The sequence below is a fragment of the Flindersiella endophytica genome (assembly GCF_054779015.1).
The window spans coordinates 53,587-78,851 of sequence record NZ_BAAGYY010000035.1 but is presented as its reverse complement, the minus strand read 5'-3'; the positions used below and the strand labels follow the sequence as shown (position 1 = coordinate 78,851).

The window sequence follows — 25,265 nt, the reverse complement described above, 5'->3', positions numbered from 1 at the left end:
GTCGCCGACGCGCCTTGCTTGTCCGAGTGTGCCGGCACAAGCGCGGCATCCAGATCCACCGTCACCAGGCCACCTTCCCGGCTGCCTGGTGTCCCGGCCAGCGGCCGTCGCCGCTCCCACACCGCTTGCCGGGCATCGGCACGGGCTGAGCGGATCGCCGGCAGCGCCGCGTCGATGTCGGCCGCCAACGTGCTGAACAGCCTGGACACCGTGGGATCACTGGCGACCGGGCCGAACAACTCCGGCTGCGCCCGCAGCACCGCCACATCGGCCAGACAATCCCCGCCCAGCGCCACCGCCGTGGCGACATCCAGCAACACCTTGCCCGGATCATGGACCGCGCGCCGGCCACGCCACGGCGCCAGCGCCTTCGACAACACTCGATCCAGCCCCGACAACCGGGACACCTGCCGCAACAACACCCCGCCCGAGGACGACACCAACGACTCGCGGACCGAATCCAGAACCACACCACGGGCTCGGCTATTCTTCACCTACGGAGTGCCTTCCACTCGGAACGACTTGGACCTTCGACAAGCCCAACTCTTCCAAGCAGGACAGGCACTTCCGTACTCTCAGGCGCGTGTCACCACAGGCCAGGCGAAATCTCGAGGCTAGGGCGTGTCCTGCAAATGGGGCCGGTGAAGCTCGCGGTGCATCCGCGCCGCGCTGGCGGTGCCGCGGCCCGAAGCTCGTGTCGGGCATACGGGTGAGGGTTGCGGTGCCGTCAGCGTGGATGCGGGCCACGCGCCGGAGGCGCGAATTCAACAGAGCGCGTCCGACGACGGTGCTCATTTTGCGGCTCCGCCGCGTGGCGAGTCAGTCGATATTTGCAGGACACGGCCTAGAGCTGAGCGCTGCCGGACGACGCCGGCTTGGCGGCGTACAGGCGTACGACGTCGCGGCCGAACGACAAGCAGAGCAGCGCCAGCGCGACGGCGACCACGGCAGCTCCGACGACGTCCGGCAGGAGACCGGAGGCCGCGACGAGCAACGCGATCCCCTGCAGCGCTCCGATCAACTTGCGGACCTGGCTGTGCGCCAACGGCCCGGCGAGCCACGGCCAAGCCCAGGCCGCCGCCACGAAGGCGTACCGCATCAGGCCGATCGCGAGCGCCCACCACGTGCCGAGCTGCACCGCGACGAACACGCACAGCACGAACACCAGGAACGCGTCGGCCTCGATGTCGAAGCGGGCTCCGAGCTCCGACGCCGTGCCCGTACGCCGGGCCACCCGGCCGTCGACCGTGTCGAGGAGGAGCGCCACCGCCGCGAGCACGACCATCACCAACGGTGCCGGGCCACCGAGTTCGGACACCGCCAGCGCGGTCACCCCGCCGATCAGCAGGACTCGTGCGAGCGTCACCCGGTTCGCCGGTCCGAGCGAACGCGTTCGAGCCCGCCGGAACGCGACCAGCAGCACCGCCCAGCAGCCGACGGTGAAGACCGTTCCGGCCACCCAGCCCGCCGTCGTCAGCCCGACGGTCAACCACAAAACGGCAAGCAGCAGGAGCTGGACGCCGGCACCGGCCCCCAGCTCCCACCGCACCGGTCCGCTTCCGGCGTATCCGACCTCACCTACGACCATGGTCGGTATAACGGTGCGGACCAGTCAGCCGGTTCAGTCTCTCGCCCACTCGGGACCGGAAGTCGACAGCGCAAGCCCCATATGTGCAGGCCACAGCGCATGCGCGCGGATGCGCCGGAGGCAAGTTCACCCGCTGGCCGGCGTCGAACATTTGTTTGAAGGCGACGCGCCGACAGCCGTCCACCCGACTGTGCACTCAATAGGCCAAGATGGCCTACGTGACGAGCCCTGGCCCGCTGGCGCGCGATACGCCTGAGTTACGAAAGGCACGCGGAGCGTTCTTTACCCCTGCCGCCCTCTGCCGCTACGTCATGAACTGGGCACTGCGCGACGCAAACGATCGCGTCCTGGACCCATCCTGCGGTGAAGCCGCGTTCCTGCTGGCCGCCGGCGAACGCATCGCGGAGCTCAGCCGTCTCGACTCGTACTCTGATGTTCGAGTGGACGGCGTCGAACTGCATGATGCTAGCGCGCGGCACGCCGAGCAGCTACTCAAGGAGGCGGGATACGAACCGCGAATTGAGGTTGCAGACTTCTTCACGCTCCCACCTCGACCGACTTACGACGCGGTGATCGGCAATCCGCCATATATCCGGTACCAAGATTTCGCTGGCGAACAACGAGCTCGCGGCCGCGCGGCCGCCCTGCGCGGGGGTGTGGCCCTGACCGGGCTCGCATCCTCGTGGGCGGCGTTCACCGTTCACGCTTCGCTGTTCTTGAGGCGCGGAGGCCGACTTGGTCTGGTTCTGCCCGCCGAGCTACTTACCGTGAACTATGCGGCAGAAATCCGCCGTTTCCTCATGCAGAGCTTTCGATCCATACGGCTCGTACTCTTCACCGAGAGAGTGTTTCCAGGCGTTCTGGAAGAGGTCGTACTTCTTCTCGCTGACGGGTTTGAGGACGGACCAACTGATCATTGCGAGCTATACCAGGCACTCAATGTCAACGATCTAGCCAATGCCGTCGGCCGACGGTGGAAGCCCATCGCACCAGAAAGTAAGTGGACGCCTTCGCTACTATCCGCCGATGCACTTCGAGCCATCGAGGACGTCGACGGTAGTGGCGGATTCACAACGCTACACTCCTGGGGCGAAACCACCCTCGGGATGGTAACGGGCAACAATCGGTATTTCACGATGTCGCCAGTCACAGCGCTTGAGCATGGCATAGACAAATCCGAATTCCTGCACCTATCTCCACCGGGATCTCGCCATCTCCGCCAACTCGCAGTGACTTCACGAGACTGGCGGGAACTAGGCGAAGCAGGAAGACGAACCCTCCTCTTCCGCCCTGCAGGGGAACCATCCACCGCGGCACTTCAATACATTAAAGCGGGCGAGACAATCGGCGTAAACAACGCCTACAAATGCCGCGTCCGAAAACCGTGGTGGCGTGTCCCCCTGGTCCCACCCGCCGATCTACTACTTACCTACATGAACGCAGACGCTCCCAGACTCTGCACAAACCGCGCGCGAGTTCATCATCTCAACTCAGTGCACGGCGTCTATCTGAGAAGCGGAATGGTTCGGATCGGCAGCGACCTGCTCCCCCTGGCTGCGCTCAACTCGATGTCGCTCCTCACAGCGGAAATAGTAGGGCGTTCATACGGCGGCGGCATGCTGAAGATCGAGCCCAAGGAGGCTGACCGTCTATCTCTACCTTCCAAGGAGACGCTCGAGGCAACGCACAGCAACCTGACGGCGATCCGCCAGCGTGTTACGCATGCGTTGCAGGCCGGTGGCGTCGGCGCAGCTGCGGAACTGGTTGACGAGGTACTACTTATCCGGCATCTTGGGCTGCCGCAGACCAGGGTCGCCGCAATTCGCGAAGCACACGCCGAACTACAGGCGCGACGAGCAGCGCGCGGATCGTCTCCTCGCAGCAAGCCCTAGGCCCGTCCGGCACCTCTCCGCCATCGTTAATTCGCGCGAACTGTGCAACGCACGACAAGGAGGCAGGGCCAAGGAATGGCAACCCGCAGTGACGTGTTCGATTCGTTTGAACCAACGATCACAGATTATCCAAAGACAAACCCGTGGAGGCATGAGGGGGACGCGCCTCCAAGCTACGAGCCAGCGTATGACCTGCTCGCAGACCTTCTCAGCATTCCAGTGGGAGAGGAGCGAGGCTCGGAGTCCGGTCGACTCGCCAAGGCGATAGACGCTTGGGTCGCCAACGAGCTTCGACGATCAGGGTTTCCGGCAGACGAAGTCTGGCCCCGCCTGACCCGGCCAAGGGTGCTACCCAGAGAACTCGGCATGTTCATCGACGCGTTGCCAAAGAGCCTACAACATGAGGCCCGGAGGCGGCTACTCAGCAACACAAAGGTCGCCCCCTCGGACGCAAGAGTCCTCGGTCGAGCCTACGTCAAGCAGGTTGACGTGCTTATTGCACAATGGGCGCGTGGTCCGGAGCTACTCGTATCAACCAAATCCATGGTCTCGTCCTTCAGAAACAATCTCGCGAACCGATTTGAAGAGTCCTATGGTGACGCCAAGAATCTTCGAGGCAGATATCCGCTGGCAGCTATGGGATTTCTACTTGTGGTGCGGTCCACGATTCTCAAAGAACCTGGCACCTTCGAGAAGGCCGTTGACATGCTCCGGAAGCTGCAATCCGAACCAGACGCATATGACGCTACTTGCATAGTGCTGGCCGAATGGGATGACGAGACGCTTGATGGTGTGACCATACGGACCGACGAGGTGCCTCCCGACCTTGCCGGCGACCGGTTTCTCTCCAGACTCATCGAGGCTGTTCTCAACAGAACTCCCGTCGACATGCACGTCGTAGTTCGAGAGCGCCGCGAGCATCGCGACCTGCCGTTCGAGGAGCCGGACGCGGGAGAGACACTGCCAACGAAGACTACCGACTAGACATCTGAGGATTCGGCTGAATCTTGACGATCAGCCGATGTCGGTACGCGGTTGTATCGTGACTCAAAGTGGCGGGCGCCTCCGTCCGCCGACATCGTGTAGAACGGAGAGTCGCAGCAATGTCCCTTGTTAAAGAGCCGCATCTGACCGACAGTCAGGCGATGGACAAGATCGCGAACACCTTAAGCGTGCCTAGGTGGTCCTACGACACGCTCGATGTGATAGCCGAAGTAGTACTCGATACTGGACGGACTATTGACGACGAAGGTGTGGGCGGCGGGTAGCACGATTGTTAATCAAACCTGCCCGTTCAGCGTTTCGACAGTTTGATCTGCCGAAACGCTGAACGGGCGGCCGTTATCAATCCCCATCTAGGCCGACTGGCCGGGCTTTTGCCCCCAGTAACCTACGAACGTTGAATAGGGACCCGGCGCGGATGAAGGCCGCCGAACCAGCGAATTCAGTCCTTCAGACGGCTGATCGTCCGGGCCGGTCGGCATCGGGACGCCCTGGCAGCCACTCGCACCCGGTCGCCCGGTCTCGAAGAAGCTCAGGATGTTGCCGAAGCACTCCTCCAGCGCCGACCCGTGCACGTCGTCCTCGACGGTGAACGCGAGGCCGCCGACCGCCGCCTGCATCTCGGCCGTCCATTCGTAGACCGAGACCGACTCCCACCGGTGCCCGGACAGGACGAGCGGTCCGCCGGCCTTCTGCAGCCGGATCCGCTCGACCGGCAGCGACCAGCCCGCGCAGGCTGGCACGAACGAGCTCAGCGAGCCGGTCACGGGGAACTCCCGCAGGCGGTTCTGGTAGGCCGCCCACGCCGACTCGAAGTCCCTCGCGCCGCCGTCACCGTTGCAGAAGATGGCGTGGCCCGCCGTCTGGTTGCCCTGCTCGGGCATGCCGGCGGGCGGCGGCTCGTCGGAGTCGGGCGTCCCGATCGCCTGCTTCAACGACTCCGGAGCCGTCGGCCCGGTCGCGTCCCGCAGGTCGGCGAGCACCCTGGCGGCCAGCGGCCACACCGGCGACACCTGGGCACCCGAGAGCGCGATGATCTCCCCGTCGATCGGGAAGTCGATGTCGGTGAACTGTCGTGGATGCGCGTCGAAGTCGGCCTTCAGCGCCACGATCGCCGCCTTGACCTCGGCTGCCGTGTCGCCGAAGCCGTATGTGTCGTCGAAGCGCGCCATCCACGCGGCCATCCGGTCGAAGTCGCGCTCGGTCGCCATCGCGCGGAGCTGGACGAAGGTGTCCATCCGCGGGTCGGTCGGCGCCACGCTGTCGACCCACACCTTGCCGGCCGTCGCCGGGAACAGGCTGCGGTAGACCGGCCCGAGCCAACTGCCCCACGAAACGCCGAAGTAGTTGAGCCTCCGCTCACCGAGTGCCGCGCGCACACGATCCAGGTCGCGTACGATGTTGCCGGTGGTCAGCTGGCCGATGAACGCCGGGTCCTGCGCGGAGCACCGCTGGTTGACCGCGGCCAGGTCGGCGTAGACCTGCCGGGCCTCCGCCTCCGTGATCTCACCGGACGGCCGCGAACCTCCGTCGCCGCCTTCGCAGTTGACCTTCGTGCTGTAGCCGACGCCACGCGGGTCGAACCCGATCAGGTCGTACCGCTTGTTGAGCTGCGCCGTCTCCTCCCGTAGGGCGAGCTGGATCGGCATGAGGTAGCCGCTGCCGCCCGGCCCGCCGGGGTTGAGCGCGAGGCTGCCGAGCCTGTGTGCCTGGTCGGTGGCCTTCAACCGGGTGATCGCCACCTCGATCTTCCGGCCGTCCGGCCTGCGATAGTCCAGCGGCACGCTGACCGTGCCACAGTCGGTGCGTGCCCAGAGCTCCCTGAACTTCGGGATGGCGTCCGCTGGCAGCATGGCCTCCAGCACCTCGTCGGAGTACGTCGGACACGGCTTCCACTTGACCGCGGGCTTGCGGTCGACACCCACCGGCGACGCCAGCGTGGGCTGGGCCGCGAGCGTCACGCCGGCGACGGCCAGCAGCGCGGCGCTCGCCGCGAATGATCTTCGTAGGTTCATGGGTCCAAGGCTCGTGAGCGGGCGACCGTGCGCACATCTGTCTGTGGTCAGGCTGTGGACCATGTCTCAGGACAGGTCCGCCGAGCCTGCCGGATGCCTAAGCTGACGGTGCCATGCGTCGACATCTGGAAGCCCTGTGGGCTCGACTGTGCAGGCCGGTCGGAAAGGACGCCGGCCTCGCGGGCGTGCTGTTGATCGCCACGCTCGCACTCAAGGAGGCCGGCGTCGGGCCCGTCCAGGTGATGGCAGGCCCGAACGGCGAGCCGATCGGCGACCCCGTTCCCGAGGCGTTCGTCCTGTGGTGGGCGGCGGTGTTCATCTGCATCGCGACCGTGCTGCTCCGGCGGCGCTGGCCGGTCACCATGCTGGTCTTCGCGGTGCTCGCCACGCTCGTCCACATGGCGCTGGCGGCCGATCCGGCGCCCGCCGACCTCGCCGTGCCGATCCTGCTCTACACCCTCGCCACCCGCTGGCCGCGGAAAGCATCCTTGTGGGTGCTCGGCGGCACGCTGGCCGTCGCGCTGGTCTGGTCGATCTACGTCACGAACGACGGCCGTGCCGACGCGTGGTTCTCCCGCGGTGGCACCAAGATCGACGTAGTGGTGGACAAGGACCGTCCCGTCCCTCCGCCGCGGCCAGAGCCCCAGCCGTTCCCGGAGATGCTACTCGGCCCGACGTCCTGGGGCGGCATTCCCATCCTGGGCTCGGCTCTGGTGGCCGGCTGGGCGATCGGATCGAGCGTACGCAGCCGCCGGGCCTACCTCGACGAGCTGCGCGCGCGGGCCCGCGACCTCGAGCGCGAGCGCGACCAGCAGGCCGCGCTCGCCGCGGCGGCCGAACGCAGCCGGATCACCCGCGAGTTGCACGACGTCGTCGCCCACGGGTTGGCGGTGATCGTCATGCAGGCGCAGGGCGGAGTCGCCGCGTTCGAGAGGCGGCCGGCCGACACCCTGTCCGCACTGCACACGATCGTCGACACCGGACGCGCGTCGCTCGCCGACATGCGCCAGGTGCTGGCCACCGTGGGCCCGGTCGACGGCTCCACGCATCCGGTCCCCGGCCTGGAACGCCTGGCACAGCTGATCGAGCAGGTCCGGCGCGCCGGCACGCCCGTGCTCCTGCACATCGAAGGGCCGCCCGGCGTCCTGCCCACCAGCGTCGACGTCACGGCGTACCGGATCGTCCAGGAGGCGCTGACCAACACGATGAAGCACGCCGGGCCGGGAGCGTGCGCCCAGGCGCGGATCACCTACAGCAGCCACTGCTTGATCATCGACGTGACCGACAACGGCGTGGGCGATGGTCCACCGGCCGACGGCGTGGGCAACGGCCTGCGTGGCATGCGAGAACGCGTCGGCCTGCTGGGCGGAGACTTCCGGGCCTACCGAGGGCACAACGGCGGGTTCGTCGTCCAGGCCAAGCTGCCGACTCCGCAGGAGCACCCCGGATGATTCGCATCCTGCTGATCGACGACCAGGCGCTGCTGCGCACCGGCCTGCGGATGATCCTCGACAACGCCGACGACATGGAGGTCGTCGGCGAGGGCGACGACGGCTCGAAGGCGGTGGAGCTGGTCGAGCAGTGCAAGCCCGACGTCGTGCTGATGGACATCCGGATGCCCGACGTCGACGGGCTCGAGGCCACACAGCGGATCCGGGCCGAGCGGCCGGCGGAGCCGAAGATCCTGGTGCTGACCACGTTCGACCTCGACGAGTACGTCTACTCCGCGCTGCGGTCGGGTGCCAACGGCTTCATCCTCAAGGACACCCTCGCACCCGAGCTCCTGTCCGCGATCCGCGCCGTCGCCCGCGGCGACGCGATCGTGGCACCGGCGGTCACGCGGCGGCTGATCGAGCGGCACATCGGCACCTCCGGCGACCCGTTGCCGCGCTCCGAGACCGAGCTCCGCGAACTCACCGAACGCGAACGCGAGGTGCTCGAGCTGATCGCCCGCGGCCTGTCCAACGCCGAGATCGCCCGCCGCCTCTTCCTCACCGAAGGCACCGTCAAGGGCCACGTCAGCCACATCCTCACCAAACTCGCCCTCCGCGACCGCGTACAAGCCGTCGTGTTCGCCTACGAGTGCGGCCTGGTCCGTGCCGGCCAGGCGTGCGAGAAGCCACGCCCGTAGCCGGTCTCACGAGAAGCCGCGATCCTGAGCCGAGACCTTTGGACTTGCGGGTCCAATTTTCCCGAGCAACGCTGTCGTCCGTACCGGAACAGACACTGACCCGAAGGGACACGGACTCCAGTGGACATCCAGCTGACCGGCAAGCGCGCTCTCGTCACCGGATCGAGCTCGGGCCTCGGCGCCGCGATCGCCAGGGTGTTGGCGGCCGAAGGCGCCGCCGTCGTCGTGCACGGACGTGACCAGGCACGCGCGGAAGCAGTGATGAAAGAGATCCGCGGCGCCGGCGGTCAGGCCACGCTCGCGATGGGCGATCTCGGCACCGACTCCGGCGCCGAAGCAGTGGCGGACGCGGCACAAAGCCAGGGCCCGGTCGACATCCTGGTCAACAACGCAGGCTACTTCGACCTCTCCAAGACCTGGAACGACACGACGCCCGGCGAGTGGTCGGACATCTACAACGTCAACGTCGTCGCGAGCGTACGGCTGATCCAGCGGCTCCTTCCGCCGATGCGCGAGCGCGGCTGGGGCCGGGTGATCCAGATCGGCAGCGTGCTGGGTGCGCAATCGGCGGCCTCGCAGCCGCACTACAACGCGACCAACGCCGCAAGGGACAACCTCGCCCAGTCGCTGGCCCGGGAGCTGCGGGACTCCGGCGTCACGTCAAACGCCGTCGCGCCAGGGGCCATGGCCACCGAGTACGGCAAGCACCTGATCACCGAGTACGGTCGGGCCAACGGCTTCGGCGAGACCTGGGAGGAGGTCGAACGCGAGGTGGTACGCGCGCTCGCGCCCAACGACGTCGGCCGGACCGCACGGGTGGAGGAGGTGGCCGCGGCCGTTGCCTATCTCGCGAGCCCGGTCGCCGACTACATCACCGGCGCCACGCTCCGGATCGACGGCGGCTGGTACCCCCACCCATGAAACCGCTGACGGCCAAGGGCCAGGCGACCCGTGACCGGATCGTTGAGGGCGCAGCCGAGTTGCTGCGGCAACGCAACGTCGAGACCACCACGCTCGACGACATCCTCGCCCGCACGGCGACGAGCAAGGGCCAGCTGTTCCACTACTTCCCCGACGGCAAGGAGCAACTGCTCCTCGCCGTCGCGGAGTACGAGGCCAACAGCGTGCTCGCGGACCAGGAGCCGCAGCTCGGCGACCTGTCGACGTGGACGGGGTGGTACCGCTGGCGCGACAAGCTGATCGACCGCTACGTCGGACTCGGCGACTCGTGCCCGCTCGGCTCGCTGTTCCTGCAGATCGGCCGTGACACGCCTGGCGCGCAGGCGATCGTCCGCGGCCTGATGTCGCGCTGGCAGGAGAAGCTCGCGGCCGGCATCCGCTCCCTGCAGGCCACCGGCCGGCTGCCCGCCACGTTCGACGTCGACCTCGCCGCCGCGGCGATGCTGAGTGCCGTCCAGGGCGGCGTGACGCTCATGCTGTCAACCGGACGTTGCGATCACCTGAAGGCCGCGCTGGACTTCAACATCGCCCACCTGCGGTTGCAGGCGCAGAACGCGAGCCCGCCGACGCCCAGCGACCCGGTAACCTGAGCCTCCGCTCAACCGGGAGGAGAAGACGTGGACGAGGCCGACTACCTGACCGCGATCCGGACGTCGTACGACACCGTGGCCGAAAGCTACGCCTCGCTGGTGCCGGATCGGTTCTCGCAGGACCTGCTCGGGCAGGCGTTGCTGGGCGCGTTCGCGGAGTACATCGTGGCCGCGGGCGGGGGTCAGGTGGCCGACATCGGTTGCGGGCCCGGGCACGTCACGGCGCATCTGGCGTCGCTCGGCCTGGACGTGTTCGGCATCGACCTGTCCCCGAAGCAGATCGAGGTCGCGCGGCGGACCTGTCCGGGGTTGCGGTTCGAGGTCGGCTCGATGACCGCCCTCGACCTCGCCGACGGGTCACTCGCCGGCATCGTCGCCTGGTGGTCGATCGTCCACACCCCACCGGGCGAGCTGCCGGTGGTCATCGCGGAGTTCGAGCGCACGCTCGCGCCGGGCGCCCACACGCTGCTCGGCTTCCACGCCGGCACCGGCGAACGGCGGCAGCTGGAGCAGGCGTACGGGCATCCGGTGAACTACATCTCCTACCGGCAGTCGCCTGACTATGTCTCCGAACTCCTGGCCAAGGCCGGCCTCACCGTCACCGCGCAGCTCACCCAGGCCGGCGAGCGGTGCCCGCAGGTCTGCCTGCTCGCCCGCAAACCCGGCTGACGTCCGCTTCGCCCGCGACGGAGGTTCACCCTCCGTCGACACCCAGGCAGAACGCGTGGCCGGCCGGGTCTCGCCCGCGTTGACGACCGGCTGCGCGATCCGGGTGACCATGCCGCCCTACCCTTACGGACCCTCAGCCCTTCACGGCACCGACCGACAGGCCCTCGACCAGGAAGCGCTGCGCGTAGGCGTACGCCGCCACCACCGGGACGCTGATCAGGATGGACGCCGCCGAGAGCTGGCCCCACGGCACGATGTCGCCCACGATCATCTGTTGCAGGCCCAGGGGCAACGTCTTCAGGCCCTCGTCGGTGATGAAGACGAACGCGAACAGGAACTCGTTCCACGCGTTGGTCAGCGTGAACAGCCCGACCGCCAGCAGCGCCGGCTTGGCCAGCGGCAGGATCACCAGCCGGAACGCCTGCATCCGGGTGGCCCCGTCGGTCATTGCCGCTTCCTCGAGCTCGAACGGGATGCCCCGGAAGTAGCCCATCAGGAACCAGCACGCGAACGGCAACGTGAACGTCGGATACGTCAGCACCAGGGCGCCCAGCGAGTCGACCAGACCCAGCTTGCTCACGATCTGGTAGAGCGGGATGAACAGCAGCGCACCCGGCATCACGTACGTCAGCAGCACCGACCCGGTGAGTGTCGACCCGCCGCGGAATCGCAACCTGGCAAGGGCGTAGGCCGCCAGCGCCGCGAGGCTCACGCCGATCACCATCGAGATCACCGACACCGTGAGAGTGTTGCGGAACCACGTGCCGAACGGATTGTCGGACAGCAGGTTGAAGAACTGGTCGCTGGTCCACGGCGTCGGCCACAGCAGGCTGGTCCGGCTGGTGATCTGCAGGTCGGTCTTGAACGCCGTGACCACCATCCAGTACATCGGCGCCAGGATGAAGAACAGCAACGCTGCCAGCGCGATCCAGAGCGGCACCCGGCCGGGCCAGCCGCCGCGCAAGCCGACCTTGCCGACTTGCGACAGCAGCTCCGACGCCCGGGCGCACCCGATGCCGATCCCGATCAGCAGCGCCACCGCGACAGCGGACTTGACGAACAGCGGCATGTCGAGGAAGAACAGCAGCACGACGAACGCGGCGACCACGACGTATCCGACCGGCCGTGCCAGCCGGCCCATCGCCCGCCCGAACGACGCGAACCAGCTGTCGCCGCCGGAGCCTGAGCCAGGCCCGCCGCCCGACCGCAGATACCGCGCGAGGACGAAGATGAGAATCGCCGACACCGGCAGCAGAATCACCGCCGCCGCCGAGCCGAGCCCGAGCTGCAGCTGCTGGATCGCTGTCTGGTAAGCGAAAATCGTGTACACCGCGGTCGACCCACCGGGCCCACCCTGGGTCAGCAACCACACCAGGTCGAAGTTGTTGAACGTCCAGATCGTCGACAGCAGCACCGTGACGAGGATGACGTACTTCAGCCCCGGCAGCGTCACGTGGATGAACCGCTGCCACGCCGACGCACCGTCGACGGCAGCCGCTTCGTACAGCTGGTTGTCGATCGCCTTCAGCCCGGCGAGGAAGTTGATGGTGAAGAAGGGAATTCCCTTCCACACGTTGACCATGATGACCGACGGCATCGCGAGGTTCGGGTCGGCGAGCCAGGTCGTCGGCCACTGCGGCAGTACGTGCAGGGTCTCCAGCAACGGCCCGAGATGCAGCGCGCCCAACATGTAGTTGAGGCTGCCGAACAACGGGTCGAAGATCGACCGCCAGCTCACCGCGGTGACCACCGTCGGGATCACCCATGGCAGCAGCACGAGCCCGGTGACGATCGCGCGGCCCCTGCGCAGGTTGTGCAACAGCAGCGCGGCGACCAGGCCGGCGCTCACCTTGAAGACCTCGGAGTACGCCGTGTAGACGATCGTGTTGGACACAGCGGTGCTGAAGAACGAGTCGCCGAACAACCTGGTGTAGTTGTCGACGCCGACGAACACGTTCTCGTGGCCGTGCCGCGCCGTGAAACTCAGCCCGATCGCGTTCAGGAACGGGATCGCGACCAGGCCGACGAGCAGCAGCACCATCGGTAGCACGAACGGATAGCCGACGCGCCAGTCCGGGCCGAGAACCCTGTTCCTGCGTAGCCGGTTGACGGGTACGGCACCCTTCACTGCTTGATGCCCAACTGCTCGAACGTCTGGATGATCCGGGTGTTGGCCGTGTCGACAGCGGCCTGGACGCTACGGCCCTTCTGGATGATCTGACCCATCATGTCGGTGAGGATGTAGGCCTGCAGCACGGCGTTCCGGCCGGAACTCGCCGCCTGCGGGAAGTGGTAGTCGGTCGAGGTGACGATCGGCAGCGGCTTGGTCGCCAGCTCGTACGTCGGCTTGAAGATCGGGTCGCCTCCCAGGAAGAACGGATCCGACTTCCAGACCTTCTCGTATGCGGGATACGCCATCGCGCCGGAGCCCTTCGCGATCGCCAGCAGGCCGTCGCCGGCAACGAGGTACTTCGTCAGGACCTTGGCCAGGTCGGGGTTCTTCGCACCCTTGAAGATGACGAACGCGGTCAGGTCGGCGGTCGCCAGCGGAACCTTGGTGGCCGGCCCGGCGAAACCGGGGAACGTCCACGTCACCGGATGGACGGGGTTCTTGGTGGCCTTGGCCTCGGCGTAGACGCTGTAGCTGTTGGACGTGACACCCGAGATGCCGGCCAGATAGGCCTCGTTGTTGCCGGTGTCGGTCCAGCTCATCACGCCGGGCGGCAGCATCGGCTTGTATTTCCCGCTGGTGTATATCTCCGCGAGCCACTTGACGGCTTCGATAGTTTCGTCGGACTTGAAAACAACCTTTCGACCGGCGTCGTCCGTGACCGAGCCGCCGAAGGTGTTGATGGTCGATTCGACGAGACCGTTGGCGTCGCCGCCGCGGTTGACGGTGAGCCCCCAGCCGAAACGGTTCTGGTCCGGGTTGGAAATCTCCAGCGCCGCGTCCCGAATGTCGTCGAGTGTCTTGAGATCTTCGTACTTGATGCCCTTCTCTTCCATCCAGTCCTTGCGCGCGAACCAGCCGCTACCGATGGTGTAGAAGGGGATTCCCCACCACTTGCCGTCGATTTTCAGTGCGTCCTCGGCCGTACCGCCGGCGGGTCCCCACGTGCCTTCGAGCTCCGCGACGACGTCGGAGACGTCGACGATGTCGCCGAGCTCGTGCAGCTGCGCGACGAACCGCCCGGCTGCGATGAACGCCATGTCCTGTACGTTGCCGGCCTTCACGGCCGCGTCCTGCTTGGCGACGAAGTTGCCTTCGTCGGCGTTGATCGCGGCGTTCTTTACGCTCGTTTTCGTTGCCTTGGCGAACGTCTGGTAGACGCGATCGATCGCCTTGTTGGCGTCGTCGAAGTACTGCTTCTGCGACAACATCCGGATCGCCTTGCCCTGGAAAGGCTTGGCCTCGTCGAGCAGTTCTTTCGGCACGTCGGCCGAGACCTGCTCGGCCGGTTCTTCCCTGTTTCGACTGGCGTCTGTTCGGCATGACGCCAATGCAGGTGCGGCAAGCGCGGCTCCCGCGAATCCTGCTCCGGCGAGAAAGCGACGACGATTCAAGTTAGAAGGACGTTCCATGAGGCTTTACCCCTCACGTCGATATACCGAGGGACCAAGGACAGGTGGATTTTCCGAAGCCGAGCTAGCGCTGTAAGCGGAAGGTATCGCCCATACTTCACGGCCGCCCCATGGAAGTCCAGCAAAGCACCATACGCATGGCGTATGGTGAATATAAGGAATCCAGATAATGTCCAGGCCGCACCGTGCGCCCGCACCAGGCGCATCCGACTCATTGTTTTCCGTTGTACCGAAAGGTTTTCCGGAACCGGACACCGCGCACCGCGCCCTGCTGACGGGGTGCCTTGGTCCCGCGACAAGAGGACTTTGGTCAGCTACCACCCTTCAGGCCGTGAACGCATGCTGTGAGACGAAGCTGCCTCCCGGACCGAAGAGAGCAGGATGCCCCCATCACAGTCGTTACCGGCCAAAGCGGTCATCGTCGGGATCGACGCCAGCGGTCCCGCACACAGCGCATTGCTGTGGGCCGCGCGCGAAGCCACCGCACGGGAACTCCCCCTCGTCGTGTGCCACGCATACGCGCCGACGGATGAGGAACCGGACTGGGAGACGGCCGGCAGCGCACGCAACCGTGCCTGGCGAGTCGCCCACGACGGTGTGGGCGCGGCCACGCTCGCCATCCCCGGCGTCGAGGCGTACGCCCACGCCGCACCCGGCCCGATCCAGTACGTCCTGCGGACCGCTGTCACCGATCCCGAGGTGTTCGTGCTCGGCTGCCACCGGCGGCGGGAGAGCCGCCAGCAGGTCGCCGATCTCCTGCTGAAGTCGTTCGAGATCTCCGGCGTCGCCCGGCCGGTGGTCCTGGTGCAAGGGCAGGCGCGCGGCCGGCAGCGGCCGGGCCGGCTGCCCGTCGTGCTGGCTGTGGATGACAGCTCCGCTGTCCGTACCGCCATGCCGTTCGCGCTCGCCGCGGCGGCGATCCGGCGTACCCGGGTCGTCGTCCTCCCCGTCGCCGGCAAGGACAGGGCAGCGATCGGCCACGCGCTGGCCGGCTTCGAGCGGCTGGCCCGCAGCCGCCCCAGCGTCCCGGTCACCTTGCTCGACGAGCTCCCGATCGGTGGGACGGTGGCCCGGTTGATCCGGGCCGCGGACCACGCGGGCCTCCTCGTCGCGCCGACCGCGCAGGGACAGCTGCTCGGCTCGAAGCTGGCCCAGTTCTCCATCGGCCGGGCGCGGTGCCCGATCGCCCTGGTGCCGCGCCGCACGTGACAGCTGCTCGAGACGGCTGCTCCAGGCGGCTGCTCCAGACGCCGGCGTACGCGAGGCTGGAGCGGTGCCCTTGATCGACGTCGCCGCTCTGCTCTCCCGGCTCGGCGAGCTCCCTGAACGACCGGAGCCGTACGCCTCCGGCACCCACTCCCTGTGGACCGATCCGCGGGTCGCGCCCGGCATGTTGCGCGCCCACCTCGACCCGCACACCGACGCCGCGAGCCGCCGGCCCGAGACCGTCGACGCTTCCGTGCACTGGATCGGCACCCACCTGCGCCCGGGGTCGCGAATACTGGACCTCGGCTGCGGCCCAGGCCTGTACACAAGCAGGCTGGCGGCCGCAGGTCACCAGGTCACCGGTGTGGACCTGTCGGAGAACAGTCTTCAGCACGCCCGGCGGCAGTCGCCCGACGTGCGCTACCTGCTCGGCGACTACCGCACCCTCCAGCTGGAGAAGACCTTCGACGCCGCGCTGCTGGTCTACCTCGACCTCGGCACGTTCTCGCCTGCCGACACGGTTACGATCCTGGCCCGGATCCGCGACTGGCTGGCTCCCGGCGGCCTGCTGTTCGCCGACGTCGCGACGCCTGCACGCCGTTCGGGCAGTGAGCAGCGCCGCGACTGGAGTCACTCACCGGCCGGCTTCTGGGCGGACGAGCCGCACCTCTGGCTGACCCGCACGCTCGCCTACCCCGACGGGCCGGTCTACCTCGACGAGCACGTCGTCGTCACCGCCGAGGAGCTTCGGCTGTACCGCGTCTGGGAACGCTGTTACACGGTGGACGCCTTCACCGGGCGGTTGGCCGATGCCGGCCTGGGCGTTCGCGGTGTGTACGGCGACCTCACGGGTACACCGTTCCACGCATCGTGCTCGCCCGTACTCGCGGTCGTCGCCGGCAGACGTTAGGGCCCGCGACAGGACGACCTGCCGACTCCGGGGCGATGGTCCTGGTCGATCGGGCCGGTCGCCCTCTGCTCTGCCGCGCCTGGCGGGCCGAAGCTGTGACAGCGCTCCGCTGCCGCGGGGCGTTTTGGCGCGAGCACGAAGCCGGGACGGGACCAGGACGGGAATGGAAACGACCAATCAGATGTCGCAGAGCGCGCGAGCCGCCGGCAGCAGCGGCGAGGAAACGGCCGGCCGGCGGACCCTGATGCTGACGCTGGCGACGATCGGGTTCGCCCTCAACTTCTGGGCCTGGGCGCTGCTGAGCCCGCTCGGACCGGCGTTCAAGGAGGACTTGACGCTGACGTCGTTCGAGCAGTCGCTGCTCGTCGCCGTCCCTGTGGTCGTCGGCTCGCTCGGCCGGATCCCGATCGGCGCCCTGACCGACCGCTACGGCGGCCGCGTGATGTTCCCGCTGGTCTCCGCCGTCACGATCCTGCCCGTCCTGTTCATCGGCCTGGCCGGCCACTCGTCGCTGGTCGCCCTGCTGGTCGGCGGCTTCTTCCTGGGCATCGGCGGCACCGCCTTCGCGGTCGGCGTCCCGTTCGTCAACGCGTGGTTCCCGCCCAGCCGGCGCGGCTTCGCGATCGGGATCTTCGGTGCGGGAATGGGTGGCACAGCGATCAGCGCGCTGACTACAGTGAAACTGGTGACGAATTACGGCGTCGCGACTCCGTTCGTCCTGACCGCCACAGTCCTGGCGGTCTACGCCGTCGTGGCCGCGCTCGTGCTGCGCGACGCGCCCGGCCGGCAGGTGCCCACCGAGTCACTGGGGCGCCGGCTCGCTGTCACCGCCAAGTTGCCCGTGACGTGGGAAGCCGCGGCGTTGTACGCCGTCGCGTTCGGCGGGTACGTCGCGTTCTCGGTCTACCTGCCTGTGCTCCTGCGCACGCAGTACGACCTCAGCCAGGCCGACGCGTCCAACCGGATGGCGGGATTCGTCCTGCTGGCCGTGCTGATGCGCCCGATCGGCGGCTGGCTGTCCGACCGGTTCGATCCGGTACGCACACTCGCAGGCGCGCTGACGGTCGTGACGCTCGGCGCGCTGACGCAGGCATTCTCACCGGACCTGATGCCGGTCGGCACGATCGCGTTCCTGTCGATGGCGGCCGCTCTCGGTGCCGGCAGCGGTGCGGTGTTCGCACTGGTCGCCAGGCTCGCACCGCCGAACGCCGTCGGGTCGATCACCGGCGTGGTCGGTGCGGCCGGCGGGCTCGGCGGGTTCGTTCCGCCACTCGTGATGGGCACGATCTACGGCCTGTCGAGCTCCTACTCACTCGGCCCCGTGCTGCTGGCGGTCGTGGCCGCCGCGGCCCTGGCGTTCACTCTGACAATCGTACGCAAAGCGGTGGTTGCCCAGCATGGATGACGCCCTCACAGAAGCCCTCATCCGTACCCGCAGGTTCTTCACCCGAGCCGACATCTCCCCCGACCTGCGCACCCTGCACAAGATCGGTGGCCGCGACGCCGACGAGTTCTATCGCGACCGTTGGAGCCACGACAAAGTCGTGCGTTCCACGCACGGCGTCAACTGCACCGGCTCGTGCTCGTGGAAGGTGTACGTCAAGGACGGCATCATCACGTGGGAGTCGCAGCAGACCGACTATCCCTCGGTCGGCCCGGACCGGCCGGAGTACGAGCCGCGCGGCTGCCCGCGCGGCGCCGCGTTCTCCTGGTACACCTATTCACCCACCCGCGTGCGCTATCCCTACGTCCGCGGCCTGTTGCTCGAGATGTTCCGCGAGGCGAAGCAGCGCGCCGGCGGCGATCCCGTGCAGGCGTGGGCGGCGATCGTCGAGGACCCCGAAAAGGCCAAGCGCTACAAGGCGGCACGCGGCAAGGGCGGCCTGGTGCGCGCCACCTGGGACGAGGCCACCGAGCTGGTCGCCGCCGCACATGTCCACACCATCAAGCGGTACGGCCCGGACCGCGTGGCCGGGTTCTCCCCGATCCCCGCGATGTCGATGGTGTCGCACGCGTCCGGTGCGCGGTTCGTCTCGCTGCTCGGCGGCGCGATGCTGTCGTTCTACGACTGGTACGCCGACCTGCCCGTCGCCTCTCCGCAGATGTTCGGCGACCAGACCGACGTACCGGAGTCCGGCGACTGGTGGGACGCCGGCTACCTCATCATGTGGGGCTCGAACCTGCCCGTCACCCGGACACCCGACGCCCACTGGATGGCCGAGGCACGCTACCGCGGCCAGAAGGTGATCGCGGTCTCACCGGACTACGCAGACAACGTGAAGTTCGCCGACGAGTGGCTGCCGGCCCGGCCCGGCACCGACGGCGCGCTCGCGATGGCGATGGGGCACGTGATCCTGCGCGAGTTCTTCGTCGAACGGCAGGTGCCCTACTTCGCCGGCTACGTCAAGCAGTACACCGACCTGCCGTTCCTGGTACGGCTGGAGCAGCAGGCGGACGCCTACGTACCAGGCAAGTTCCTCACCGCCGACGACCTCGCGCCCGGCGACGCGGCGACAGAGCACGCGGCGTTCAAGCCGATCCTGCTGGACGGCGGCACCGGCAGGCCGGTCGCGCCGAACGGCTCGCTGGGCTTCCGGTACGGCGACCAGGGTGCCGGCAAGTGGAACCTCGAGCTCGGCGACCTGGATCCCCTGCTCACGTTGGGAGGCGGCGACTCCGCCGAGTCCGTCGTCGTCGACCTCCCGCGCTTCGACTCCGGCGGCTCGTTGCGCCGCGGCGTGCCCGCCAGGCGGGTGGGCGGGCACCTGGTGACGACGGTGTTCGACCTGCTGCTCGCGCAGTACGGCGTTCGGCGCGACGGCCTGCCGGGCGTCTGGCCGAGCGGCTACGACGACGCCGGCGAGCCGTACACCCCTGCCTGGCAAGCCGAGATCACGGGCGTACCGGCACAGGCCGCCGAGCGGATCGCCCGCGAGTTCGCCGAGAACGCCGAGGCCACCAACGGCCGTTCGATGATCATCATGGGCGCCGGCACCAACCACTGGTTCCACTCCGACACCATCTACCGCTCGTTCCTCACACTCACCACGCTCACCGGCTGTCAGGGCGTCAACGGCGGTGGCTGGGCGCACTATGTCGGCCAGGAGAAGTGCCGGCCGATCACCGGCTGGTCGCACCTGGCGTTCGGGCTCGACTGGTCGCGGCCGCCGCGGCAGATGATCCAGACTGCGTACTGGTATCTCCACACCGACCAGTTCCGTTACGACCGCGGCGAAGCGATGCCGGGCAAGACCACCAAGGACCTGATCGAGCTGTCGGCCCGGCTGGGCTGGATGCCGTCGTATCCCACGTTCGACCGCAACCCGCTCGATCTCGCCGACGAGGCCGAACGTGCGGGCGTCGCCACCGCGGACCACATCGTGGAGGAACTGAAGGCGGACCGGCTGCACTTCGCCTGCGAGGAACCCGACGCTCCGGAGAACTTCCCACGGGTGTTGAGCATCTGGCGGGCCAACCTGCTCGGCTCGTCGGCCAAGGGCAATGAGTACTTCCTCAAGCACCTGCTGGGCACCGACTCGTCGCTACGCGCCGAGGAAGCGAACCCCAGCACGCCCGCGCCGGTCGGCAAGCTGGATCTCCTGCTGTCGCTGGACTTCCGGATGACCAGCACGACCATCTTCTCCGACGTCGTGCTCCCGGCCGCCACGTGGTACGAGAAGCATGACCTCAACACCACCGACATGCATCCGTTCATCCACTCGTTCAACCCTGCGATCGCGACGCCCTGGCAGACCCGCACCGACTGGGAGGCGTTCCAGGCGATCGCCGAGGCGTTCAGCCGGCTGGCGGCCGAGCACCTCGGCGTACGCAAGGACGTCGTGGCCACCCCACTGCTGCACGACACGCCGGACGAGCTCGCGACACCACACGGCGTGGTCCGCGACTGGCGGGCCGGCGAGTGCGAACCCGTTCCGGGCTCGACGATGCCGCGCCTCACCGTCGTCGAGCGCGACTACGGCGCGATCGCCGCCAAGCTCGGAGCGCTCGGCCCGCTCGCCGAGAAGCTGGGCGCGACGACCAAGGGCATCACGTTCGACGTGAGTGCCGAGGTCGACTATCTACGGCACAAGAACGGCACGATCCGCGGCGGCCCGGACAACCCGGCTGCCGGCCGTCCGTCGCTCGTACGCGACATCCATGCCTGCGAGGCGATCCTCGCACTGTCCGGCACGACCAACGGACGGCTTGCCACGCAGGGATTCCACACGCTCGAACGGCGAACGGGCACGCAGCTGGCCGACCTGGCCGCCGAGCACGAGGGCAAGCGGATCACGTTCGCCGACACGCAGGCCGCGCCCGTGCCCGTCATCACGTCGCCGGAGTGGTCGGGCTCGGAGACCGGCGGCCGGCGCTATTCGCCGTTCACCATCAACGTCGAGCGCCACAAGCCCTGGCACACGTTGACCGGCCGCCAGCACTTCTATCTCGACCACGACTGGATGGCCGAGCTCGGTGAGCAGCTGCCGGTGTTCCGTCCGCCGCTCGACATGACCGCGATGTTCGGCGAGCCCGAGATCGGCTCAAAGAGCGAACTGGGTCTCGCGGTTCGCTATCTCACCCCGCACAGCAAGTGGTCGATCCACTCGGAGTACCAGGACAACCTGTTCATGCTCAGCCTGTCGCGCGGCGGGCCGACGATCTGGCTGTCGAAGCAGGACGCGGACAAGGTGGGGGTCGCCGACAACGACTGGATCGAGGCGGTCAACCGCAACGGTGTCGTGGTCGCGCGGGCGGTCGTCACGCATCGAATGCCGGAAGGCACGGTTTACATGTACCACGCGCAGGACCGGCTGATCGACGTGCCGCGCAGCGAGACCTCCGGCAGGCGCGGCGGTATCCACAACTCCCTCACCCGCCTGCTGATCAAGCCGTCACACCTGATCGGAGGCTATGCCCAGCTGTCGTTCGCGTTCAACTATCTCGGGCCGACCGGCAACCAGCGCGACGAGGTGACCGTGATCCGGCGGCGTAGCCAGGAGGTGACCTACTGATGCGCCTGATGGCACAGATGGCGATGGTGATGAACCTCGACAAGTGCATCGGCTGCCACACCTGCTCGGTGACCTGCAAGCAGACCTGGACCAACCGTTCCGGTGTGGAGTACGTGTGGTTCAACAACGTCGAGACCCGCCCAGGACAAGGATATCCGCGCACGTATGAGGACCAGGAGCGCTGGCGTGGCGGCTGGACGTTGAAACAGGGCCGAAACGGGCGGGGCCGCCTGAAGCTCAAGGGGGGTGGGCGGCTGCGCAAGCTGCTCACCATCTTCAGCAACCCGAAGCTGCCCAGCATCGACGACTACTACGAGCCCTGGACCTACGACTACGAGAACCTCACCACGGCTCCGCTGCAGGAGCACACGCCGGTCGCGCGGCCGCGCTCGCTGATCAGCGGCGAGCCGACGAAGATCCGCTGGTCGGCCAACTGGGACGACGATCTCGGCGGCGCTCCCGACCACGGCAACAAGGACCCGCTGCTCAAGGGCATCGCCGACAAGGTGAAGTTCGAGTTCGAGCAGACGTTCATGTTCTATCTGCCGCGGATCTGCGAGCACTGCCTCAACCCGTCGTGTGCGGCGTCCTGCCCGTCCGGCGCGATCTACAAGCGCGAAGAGGACGGCATCGTACTGGTCGACCAGGATCGCTGCCGGGGCTGGCGAATGTGCGTGTCGGGCTGCCCGTACAAGAAGATCTACTTCAACCACCGTACGGGCAAGGCCGAGAAGTGCACGTTCTGCTTCCCGCGGGTGGAAGTCGGCCTGCCGACCGTGTGCGCGGAGACGTGCGTCGGGCGGCTGCGGTACATCGGGCTCGTTCTCTATGACGCCGACCGGGTGGAGGAGGCGGCGTCGGTGTCCGATCCGAAGCAGCTGTACGCCGCGCAGCGCTCGGTGTTCCTCGACCCGAACGATCCCGCGGTGATCCGGGAGGCGGAGCGCGCCGGCATCCCGCACGACTGGGTGGTCGCCGCGCAACGGTCTCCGGTCTACGCGCTGATCAACACCTACGAGGTCGCGCTGCCGCTGCATCCGGAGTACCGCACGCTGCCGATGGTCTGGTACATCCCGCCGTTGTCGCCGGTCGTCGACGTCGTACGCGACACCGGTCACGACGGCGAGGACCAGCGCAACCTGTTCGCGGCGATCGAGGCGCTGCGGATTCCCGTGGAGTACCTCGCCCAGCTGTTCACTGCCGGAGACCCCGAACCCGTCAACGCCGTGTTGCGCAAGCTCGCGGCGATGCGGTCGTACCTGCGCGACATCAACCTGGGCAGGGATCCGCAGGAGGCGATCGCCACGAAGGTCGGGATGACCGGTGAGCAGCTCTACGACATGTACCGCCTGCTCGCGCTCGCGAAGTACGACGATCGCTACGTGATCCCGCCGGCGCACGCCGAGCAGGCACACGGGCTGGAGGAGCTGGCGACGGAGTGCAGCCTCGACTACGAGGGCGGGCCCGGCATGGGTGGCTCCGGGCCGTTCGGCGAGAGCTCCGGTGGCGCCTCGCCGATCGCCGTCGAGAACTTCCAGATGCTGCGCGACCGGCAGACCCTCGACACGATGGCGGCGCCGGACGACAAGAGCAGCCGGGTCAACCTGCTCAACTGGGACGGAAAGGGCCATCCGGAAGGGCTTTTCCCGCCGCAGGACCACCCCGGTGGCGGGGATCCCGACGCGGAGACGGAGCCGAAGCCATGACCGCTGTCGCCTGGCAGGCCTGGCAGGTGCAGTCGCTGCTGCTGAGTTACCCGGACGAGGAGCTGCTCGCGCGCCGGCACCTGCTCCGCACAGCTGCCTCCTCGTTGCCGGTGTCGGTCGGACGACCGCTGCTGGCGTTCCTCGATCACCTCGACGCCACGCCGCTGGGTGAGCTGGAGGCCGCCTATGTCGCGACGTTCGACCATCGCAAGAAGTTCAGCCCTTACCTGACGTACTTCGCCTACGGTGACACGCGAAAGCGCGGGATGGCGTTGCTGCGCTTCAAGCACGCGTACCAAGCAGCCGGCATGGTGCTGGACGACAGCGAGCTGCCCGACCACCTGGCGGTCGTACTGGAGTTCGCGGCGACCGGCGATCCGGCCACCGGTGAACGGCTGTTGCGGGAGCACCGGGCCGGGCTGGAGCTGATGCGGCTCGGACTGCGCGAGGCCGGATCGCCGTGGGCGCACGTACTCGACTCGGTTTCGGCGACGCTCCCACCGCTCGGACGGCTGGACCACGAGAAGGTCGCCCGGCTCGCGGCCGAAGGCCCGCCGGAGGAAGAGGTCGGTCTCGCACCCTTCCCAGCAGCGTCCCAACCGCCGTACGGAGGTCAGCGATGAGCGTGCTGCTGTGGATCGTGGTTCCGTACGTCGCGATCGCGGTGTTCGCGGTCGGGCACTTCTGGCGTTACCGTTACGACAAGTTCGGCTGGACGACGCGTTCGTCCCAGCTGTACGAGAACCGCCTGCTGCGGCTCGGCAGTCCACTGTTCCACTTCGGCATCCTGATCGTCGCGGTCGGACACGTCGGTGGTGTGCTGATTCCGAAGTCGTGGACCGAGGCGCTGGGCGTGAGCGAATCCGCGTACCACGTCGTCGCCGTCGCGCTCGGAACGGTGGCCGGCGTCTGCACGCTCGCAGGTGCGGCGATTCTCGTCTACCGGCGGCGCACGGTCGGGCCGGTGTTCTCCGCGACCACGCGCAACGACAAGGTGATGTACGTCCTGCTGGTCGGCACGATCGTGCTGGGCCTCGGCACGACCGTGCTCGGCAACCTCACCGGGCATCCGCACGACTACCGCGAAACCGTGTCGCCGTGGTTCCGGTCGATCTTCTACCTGCGGCCGGCGCCCGAGCTGATGACGGAGGCACCAATCGGGTTCCGGCTGCACGCGCTGGCGGCGTGGGCGTTGTTCGCGTTCTGGCCGTTCAGCCGCCTGGTGCACGTGTTCTCGGCGCCACTGGGTTACCTCGTCCGGCCGTACGTCGTCTATCGCAGTCGCGACACCGAGCTCGGCGCGCGCAGGCCGCGGCGTGGCTGGGAACGCGTGCGCTGACCGCTCACCTCAGCTCGACCGCCCGGAGGACGCCGGCGTCTCCAACCGTCCAGCCAGCCGAACACCTCGTCCTGCATCTCGCGAACAAAGACATGCCCGAGGCCAGGCCAAAGCTTCGTCTCCAACCGACCGCCGGCGCCCTGCGACCCCCACACCGCACGCAACTTGTCGTACGCCGCCCGCACGCCGGCCACCGGAAACAACGTGTCCGCCTCCCCGTTGAACACCAGCATCGGCTTCGGCGCCGCGATGCTCGCGACATCCGGAATGTCGAGATACCGATAGAGCCCCGGATGCAGCATGAAGTAGGCGCTCTGCCCCCGCAGCGTGTTGTTCCCCGGCACCATCATCTCCTTCAGCGCCGTCATCCAGCACACAGCGACAGCCGACCGCACCCGGTCGGACAACGCAGCCACCTGCCAAGCACGGTAGGCCCCCATCGAGAACCCCACAGCCGCCACCCTCCGGCTGTCGACGACAGGCAGCCCCGCCAGCAGCTCAGCCGCCCGAACATCATCCCGCGCCATCAGCCCGGCCAGCGACGAGCCCACGTTGAGGAAATTACTGGCCAGCGCCTGCTGCCCTTCGTAGTCGAGACCGGACCGATCTCCCCACCCGATCGCGTCGACAGCCAGCACCACATATCCACGCGCCGCCAGCTCG

Annotated in this window: 20 protein-coding genes; 14 read left to right on the top strand and 6 right to left on the bottom strand. The window is 67.6% G+C overall.

Translation table 11 applies throughout. The features are described from left to right. A partial coding sequence (locus ACYVF6_RS38375; protein ID WP_460529034.1) for a transposase occupies positions 1 to 494 on the bottom strand: 494 nt, incomplete at its 3' end. Positions 495 to 844: 350 nt separating this feature from the next. After that, positions 845 to 1,588, bottom strand: a complete 744-nt coding sequence (locus ACYVF6_RS38370) for a CDP-alcohol phosphatidyltransferase family protein (protein WP_460529032.1) — start codon at positions 1,586 to 1,588, stop codon at positions 845 to 847. 209 nt (positions 1,589 to 1,797) lie between these two features. Here ACYVF6_RS38370 and ACYVF6_RS38365 point away from each other — a divergent pair, with 209 nt between their 5' ends. Together ACYVF6_RS38365 and ACYVF6_RS38360 are read left to right on the top strand one after the other, a co-directional pair. Continuing rightward, positions 1,798 to 3,480 carry a DNA methyltransferase family protein gene (locus ACYVF6_RS38365; protein WP_460529030.1) on the top strand — a complete coding sequence of 561 codons (1,683 nt, stop codon included), beginning with the start codon at positions 1,798 to 1,800 and terminating at the stop codon, positions 3,478 to 3,480. 75 nt (positions 3,481 to 3,555) lie between these two features. Next, entirely contained in the window at positions 3,556 to 4,464 is a 909-nt protein-coding gene (locus ACYVF6_RS38360) for a hypothetical protein (RefSeq protein ID WP_460529028.1), read from the top strand. A gap of 371 nt (positions 4,465 to 4,835) precedes the next feature. On the opposite strand, the gene ACYVF6_RS38355 is transcribed toward ACYVF6_RS38360, so the two are convergent. Next, positions 4,836 to 6,497: an alpha/beta hydrolase family protein gene (locus tag ACYVF6_RS38355; protein WP_460529026.1), complete on the bottom strand. Its 1,662-nt coding sequence runs from the start codon at positions 6,495 to 6,497 to the stop codon at positions 4,836 to 4,838. A 113-nt stretch (positions 6,498 to 6,610) separates the two neighbouring features. On the opposite strand from ACYVF6_RS38355, the gene ACYVF6_RS38350 reads away from it, so the two are divergent. The 5 genes from ACYVF6_RS38350 to ACYVF6_RS38330 all read left to right on the top strand — a co-directional run bounded on the left by ACYVF6_RS38350 (position 6,611) and on the right by ACYVF6_RS38330 (position 10,847). Further along, a complete protein-coding gene (locus ACYVF6_RS38350; RefSeq protein ID WP_460529024.1) occupies positions 6,611 to 7,948 on the top strand; it encodes a sensor histidine kinase in 1,338 nt (445 codons plus the stop codon). Next, positions 7,945 to 8,628 carry a transcriptional regulator gene (locus ACYVF6_RS38345; RefSeq protein ID WP_460529022.1) on the top strand — a complete coding sequence of 228 codons (684 nt, stop codon included), beginning with the start codon at positions 7,945 to 7,947 and terminating at the stop codon, positions 8,626 to 8,628. The genes ACYVF6_RS38350 and ACYVF6_RS38345 overlap by 4 nt, the downstream gene beginning before the upstream one ends. A 120-nt stretch (positions 8,629 to 8,748) precedes the next feature. Further along, complete coding sequence (locus ACYVF6_RS38340) at positions 8,749 to 9,549, top strand: SDR family NAD(P)-dependent oxidoreductase (protein ID WP_460529020.1); 801 nt, start codon at positions 8,749 to 8,751, stop codon at positions 9,547 to 9,549. After that, positions 9,546 to 10,178: a TetR/AcrR family transcriptional regulator gene (locus ACYVF6_RS38335; RefSeq protein ID WP_460529018.1), complete on the top strand. Its 633-nt coding sequence runs from the start codon at positions 9,546 to 9,548 to the stop codon at positions 10,176 to 10,178. Before ACYVF6_RS38340 ends, ACYVF6_RS38335 begins: the two co-directional genes overlap by 4 nt. Before the next feature lie 27 nt (positions 10,179 to 10,205). Beyond that, positions 10,206 to 10,847, top strand: a complete 642-nt coding sequence (locus ACYVF6_RS38330; RefSeq protein WP_460529016.1) for a class I SAM-dependent DNA methyltransferase — start codon at positions 10,206 to 10,208, stop codon at positions 10,845 to 10,847. A gap of 133 nt (positions 10,848 to 10,980) precedes the next feature. On the opposite strand, the gene ACYVF6_RS38325 is transcribed toward ACYVF6_RS38330, so the two are convergent. Continuing rightward, positions 10,981 to 12,975 (bottom strand): ABC transporter permease, encoded by a 1,995-nt coding sequence (locus tag ACYVF6_RS38325; RefSeq protein ID WP_460529014.1) that lies wholly within the window; start codon positions 12,973 to 12,975, stop codon positions 10,981 to 10,983. Next, on the bottom strand, positions 12,972 to 14,282 hold the full coding sequence (locus ACYVF6_RS38320) for a type 2 periplasmic-binding domain-containing protein (RefSeq protein WP_460529012.1): 1,311 nt from the start codon (positions 14,280 to 14,282) through the stop codon (positions 12,972 to 12,974). Before ACYVF6_RS38320 ends, ACYVF6_RS38325 begins: the two co-directional genes overlap by 4 nt. Positions 14,283 to 14,810: 528 nt before the next feature. On the opposite strand from ACYVF6_RS38320, the gene ACYVF6_RS38315 reads away from it, so the two are divergent. From ACYVF6_RS38315 to narI, 7 genes are all read left to right on the top strand, one after another. Then, positions 14,811 to 15,638, top strand: a complete 828-nt coding sequence (locus tag ACYVF6_RS38315) for an adenine nucleotide alpha hydrolase family protein (protein ID WP_460529010.1) — start codon at positions 14,811 to 14,813, stop codon at positions 15,636 to 15,638. Positions 15,639 to 15,702: 64 nt separating this feature from the next. After that, positions 15,703 to 16,545 (top strand): class I SAM-dependent methyltransferase, encoded by an 843-nt coding sequence (locus ACYVF6_RS38310; RefSeq protein WP_460529008.1) that lies wholly within the window; start codon positions 15,703 to 15,705, stop codon positions 16,543 to 16,545. A 163-nt stretch (positions 16,546 to 16,708) separates the two neighbouring features. Continuing rightward, on the top strand, positions 16,709 to 17,950 hold the full coding sequence (locus ACYVF6_RS38305; protein ID WP_460529006.1) for an MFS transporter: 1,242 nt from the start codon (positions 16,709 to 16,711) through the stop codon (positions 17,948 to 17,950). Continuing rightward, on the top strand, positions 17,943 to 21,557 hold the full coding sequence (locus ACYVF6_RS38300; protein WP_460529004.1) for a nitrate reductase subunit alpha: 3,615 nt from the start codon (positions 17,943 to 17,945) through the stop codon (positions 21,555 to 21,557). The genes ACYVF6_RS38305 and ACYVF6_RS38300 overlap by 8 nt, the downstream gene beginning before the upstream one ends. Then, positions 21,557 to 23,263, top strand: a complete 1,707-nt coding sequence (gene narH, locus ACYVF6_RS38295; RefSeq protein WP_460529002.1) for a nitrate reductase subunit beta — start codon at positions 21,557 to 21,559, stop codon at positions 23,261 to 23,263. Before ACYVF6_RS38300 ends, narH begins: the two co-directional genes overlap by 1 nt. Further along, on the top strand, positions 23,260 to 23,886 hold the full coding sequence (gene narJ / locus ACYVF6_RS38290) for a nitrate reductase molybdenum cofactor assembly chaperone (RefSeq protein WP_460529000.1): 627 nt from the start codon (positions 23,260 to 23,262) through the stop codon (positions 23,884 to 23,886). Before narH ends, narJ begins: the two co-directional genes overlap by 4 nt. Then, positions 23,883 to 24,602, top strand: coding sequence for a respiratory nitrate reductase subunit gamma (gene narI, locus ACYVF6_RS38285; RefSeq protein WP_460528998.1), 720 nt, complete (start codon positions 23,883 to 23,885; stop codon positions 24,600 to 24,602). The genes narJ and narI overlap by 4 nt, the downstream gene beginning before the upstream one ends. On the opposite strand, the gene ACYVF6_RS38280 is transcribed toward narI, so the two are convergent. After that, complete coding sequence (locus tag ACYVF6_RS38280; RefSeq protein WP_460529036.1) at positions 24,536 to 25,261, bottom strand: alpha/beta hydrolase family protein; 726 nt, start codon at positions 25,259 to 25,261, stop codon at positions 24,536 to 24,538. The two genes, narI and ACYVF6_RS38280, sit on opposite strands and share 67 nt — an antisense overlap. Positions 25,262 to 25,265: the final 4 nt, after the last annotated feature.

Excerpts from the sequence above, each read along its gene's own strand:
- ACYVF6_RS38345 (WP_460529022.1), top strand. The coding sequence starts at position 7,945 with ATGATTCGCATCCTGCTGATCGACGACCAGGCGCTGCTGCGCACCGGC.
- narH (WP_460529002.1), top strand. The coding sequence starts at position 21,557 with ATGCGCCTGATGGCACAGATGGCGATGGTGATGAACCTCGACAAGTGC.
- ACYVF6_RS38335 (WP_460529018.1), top strand. The coding sequence starts at position 9,546 with ATGAAACCGCTGACGGCCAAGGGCCAGGCGACCCGTGACCGGATCGTT.
- narI (WP_460528998.1), top strand. The coding sequence starts at position 23,883 with ATGAGCGTGCTGCTGTGGATCGTGGTTCCGTACGTCGCGATCGCGGTG.
- ACYVF6_RS38305 (WP_460529006.1), top strand. The coding sequence starts at position 16,709 with ATGGAAACGACCAATCAGATGTCGCAGAGCGCGCGAGCCGCCGGCAGC.
- ACYVF6_RS38350 (WP_460529024.1), top strand. The coding sequence starts at position 6,611 with ATGCGTCGACATCTGGAAGCCCTGTGGGCTCGACTGTGCAGGCCGGTC.
- ACYVF6_RS38315 (WP_460529010.1), top strand. The coding sequence starts at position 14,811 with ATGCCCCCATCACAGTCGTTACCGGCCAAAGCGGTCATCGTCGGGATC.
- ACYVF6_RS38370 (WP_460529032.1), bottom strand. The coding sequence starts at position 1,588 with ATGGTCGTAGGTGAGGTCGGATACGCCGGAAGCGGACCGGTGCGGTGG.
- ACYVF6_RS38300 (WP_460529004.1), top strand. The coding sequence starts at position 17,943 with ATGGATGACGCCCTCACAGAAGCCCTCATCCGTACCCGCAGGTTCTTC.
- narJ (WP_460529000.1), top strand. The coding sequence starts at position 23,260 with ATGACCGCTGTCGCCTGGCAGGCCTGGCAGGTGCAGTCGCTGCTGCTG.
- ACYVF6_RS38360 (WP_460529028.1), top strand. The coding sequence starts at position 3,556 with ATGGCAACCCGCAGTGACGTGTTCGATTCGTTTGAACCAACGATCACA.
- ACYVF6_RS38365 (WP_460529030.1), top strand. The coding sequence starts at position 1,798 with ATGGCCTACGTGACGAGCCCTGGCCCGCTGGCGCGCGATACGCCTGAG.
- ACYVF6_RS38355 (WP_460529026.1), bottom strand. The coding sequence starts at position 6,497 with ATGAACCTACGAAGATCATTCGCGGCGAGCGCCGCGCTGCTGGCCGTC.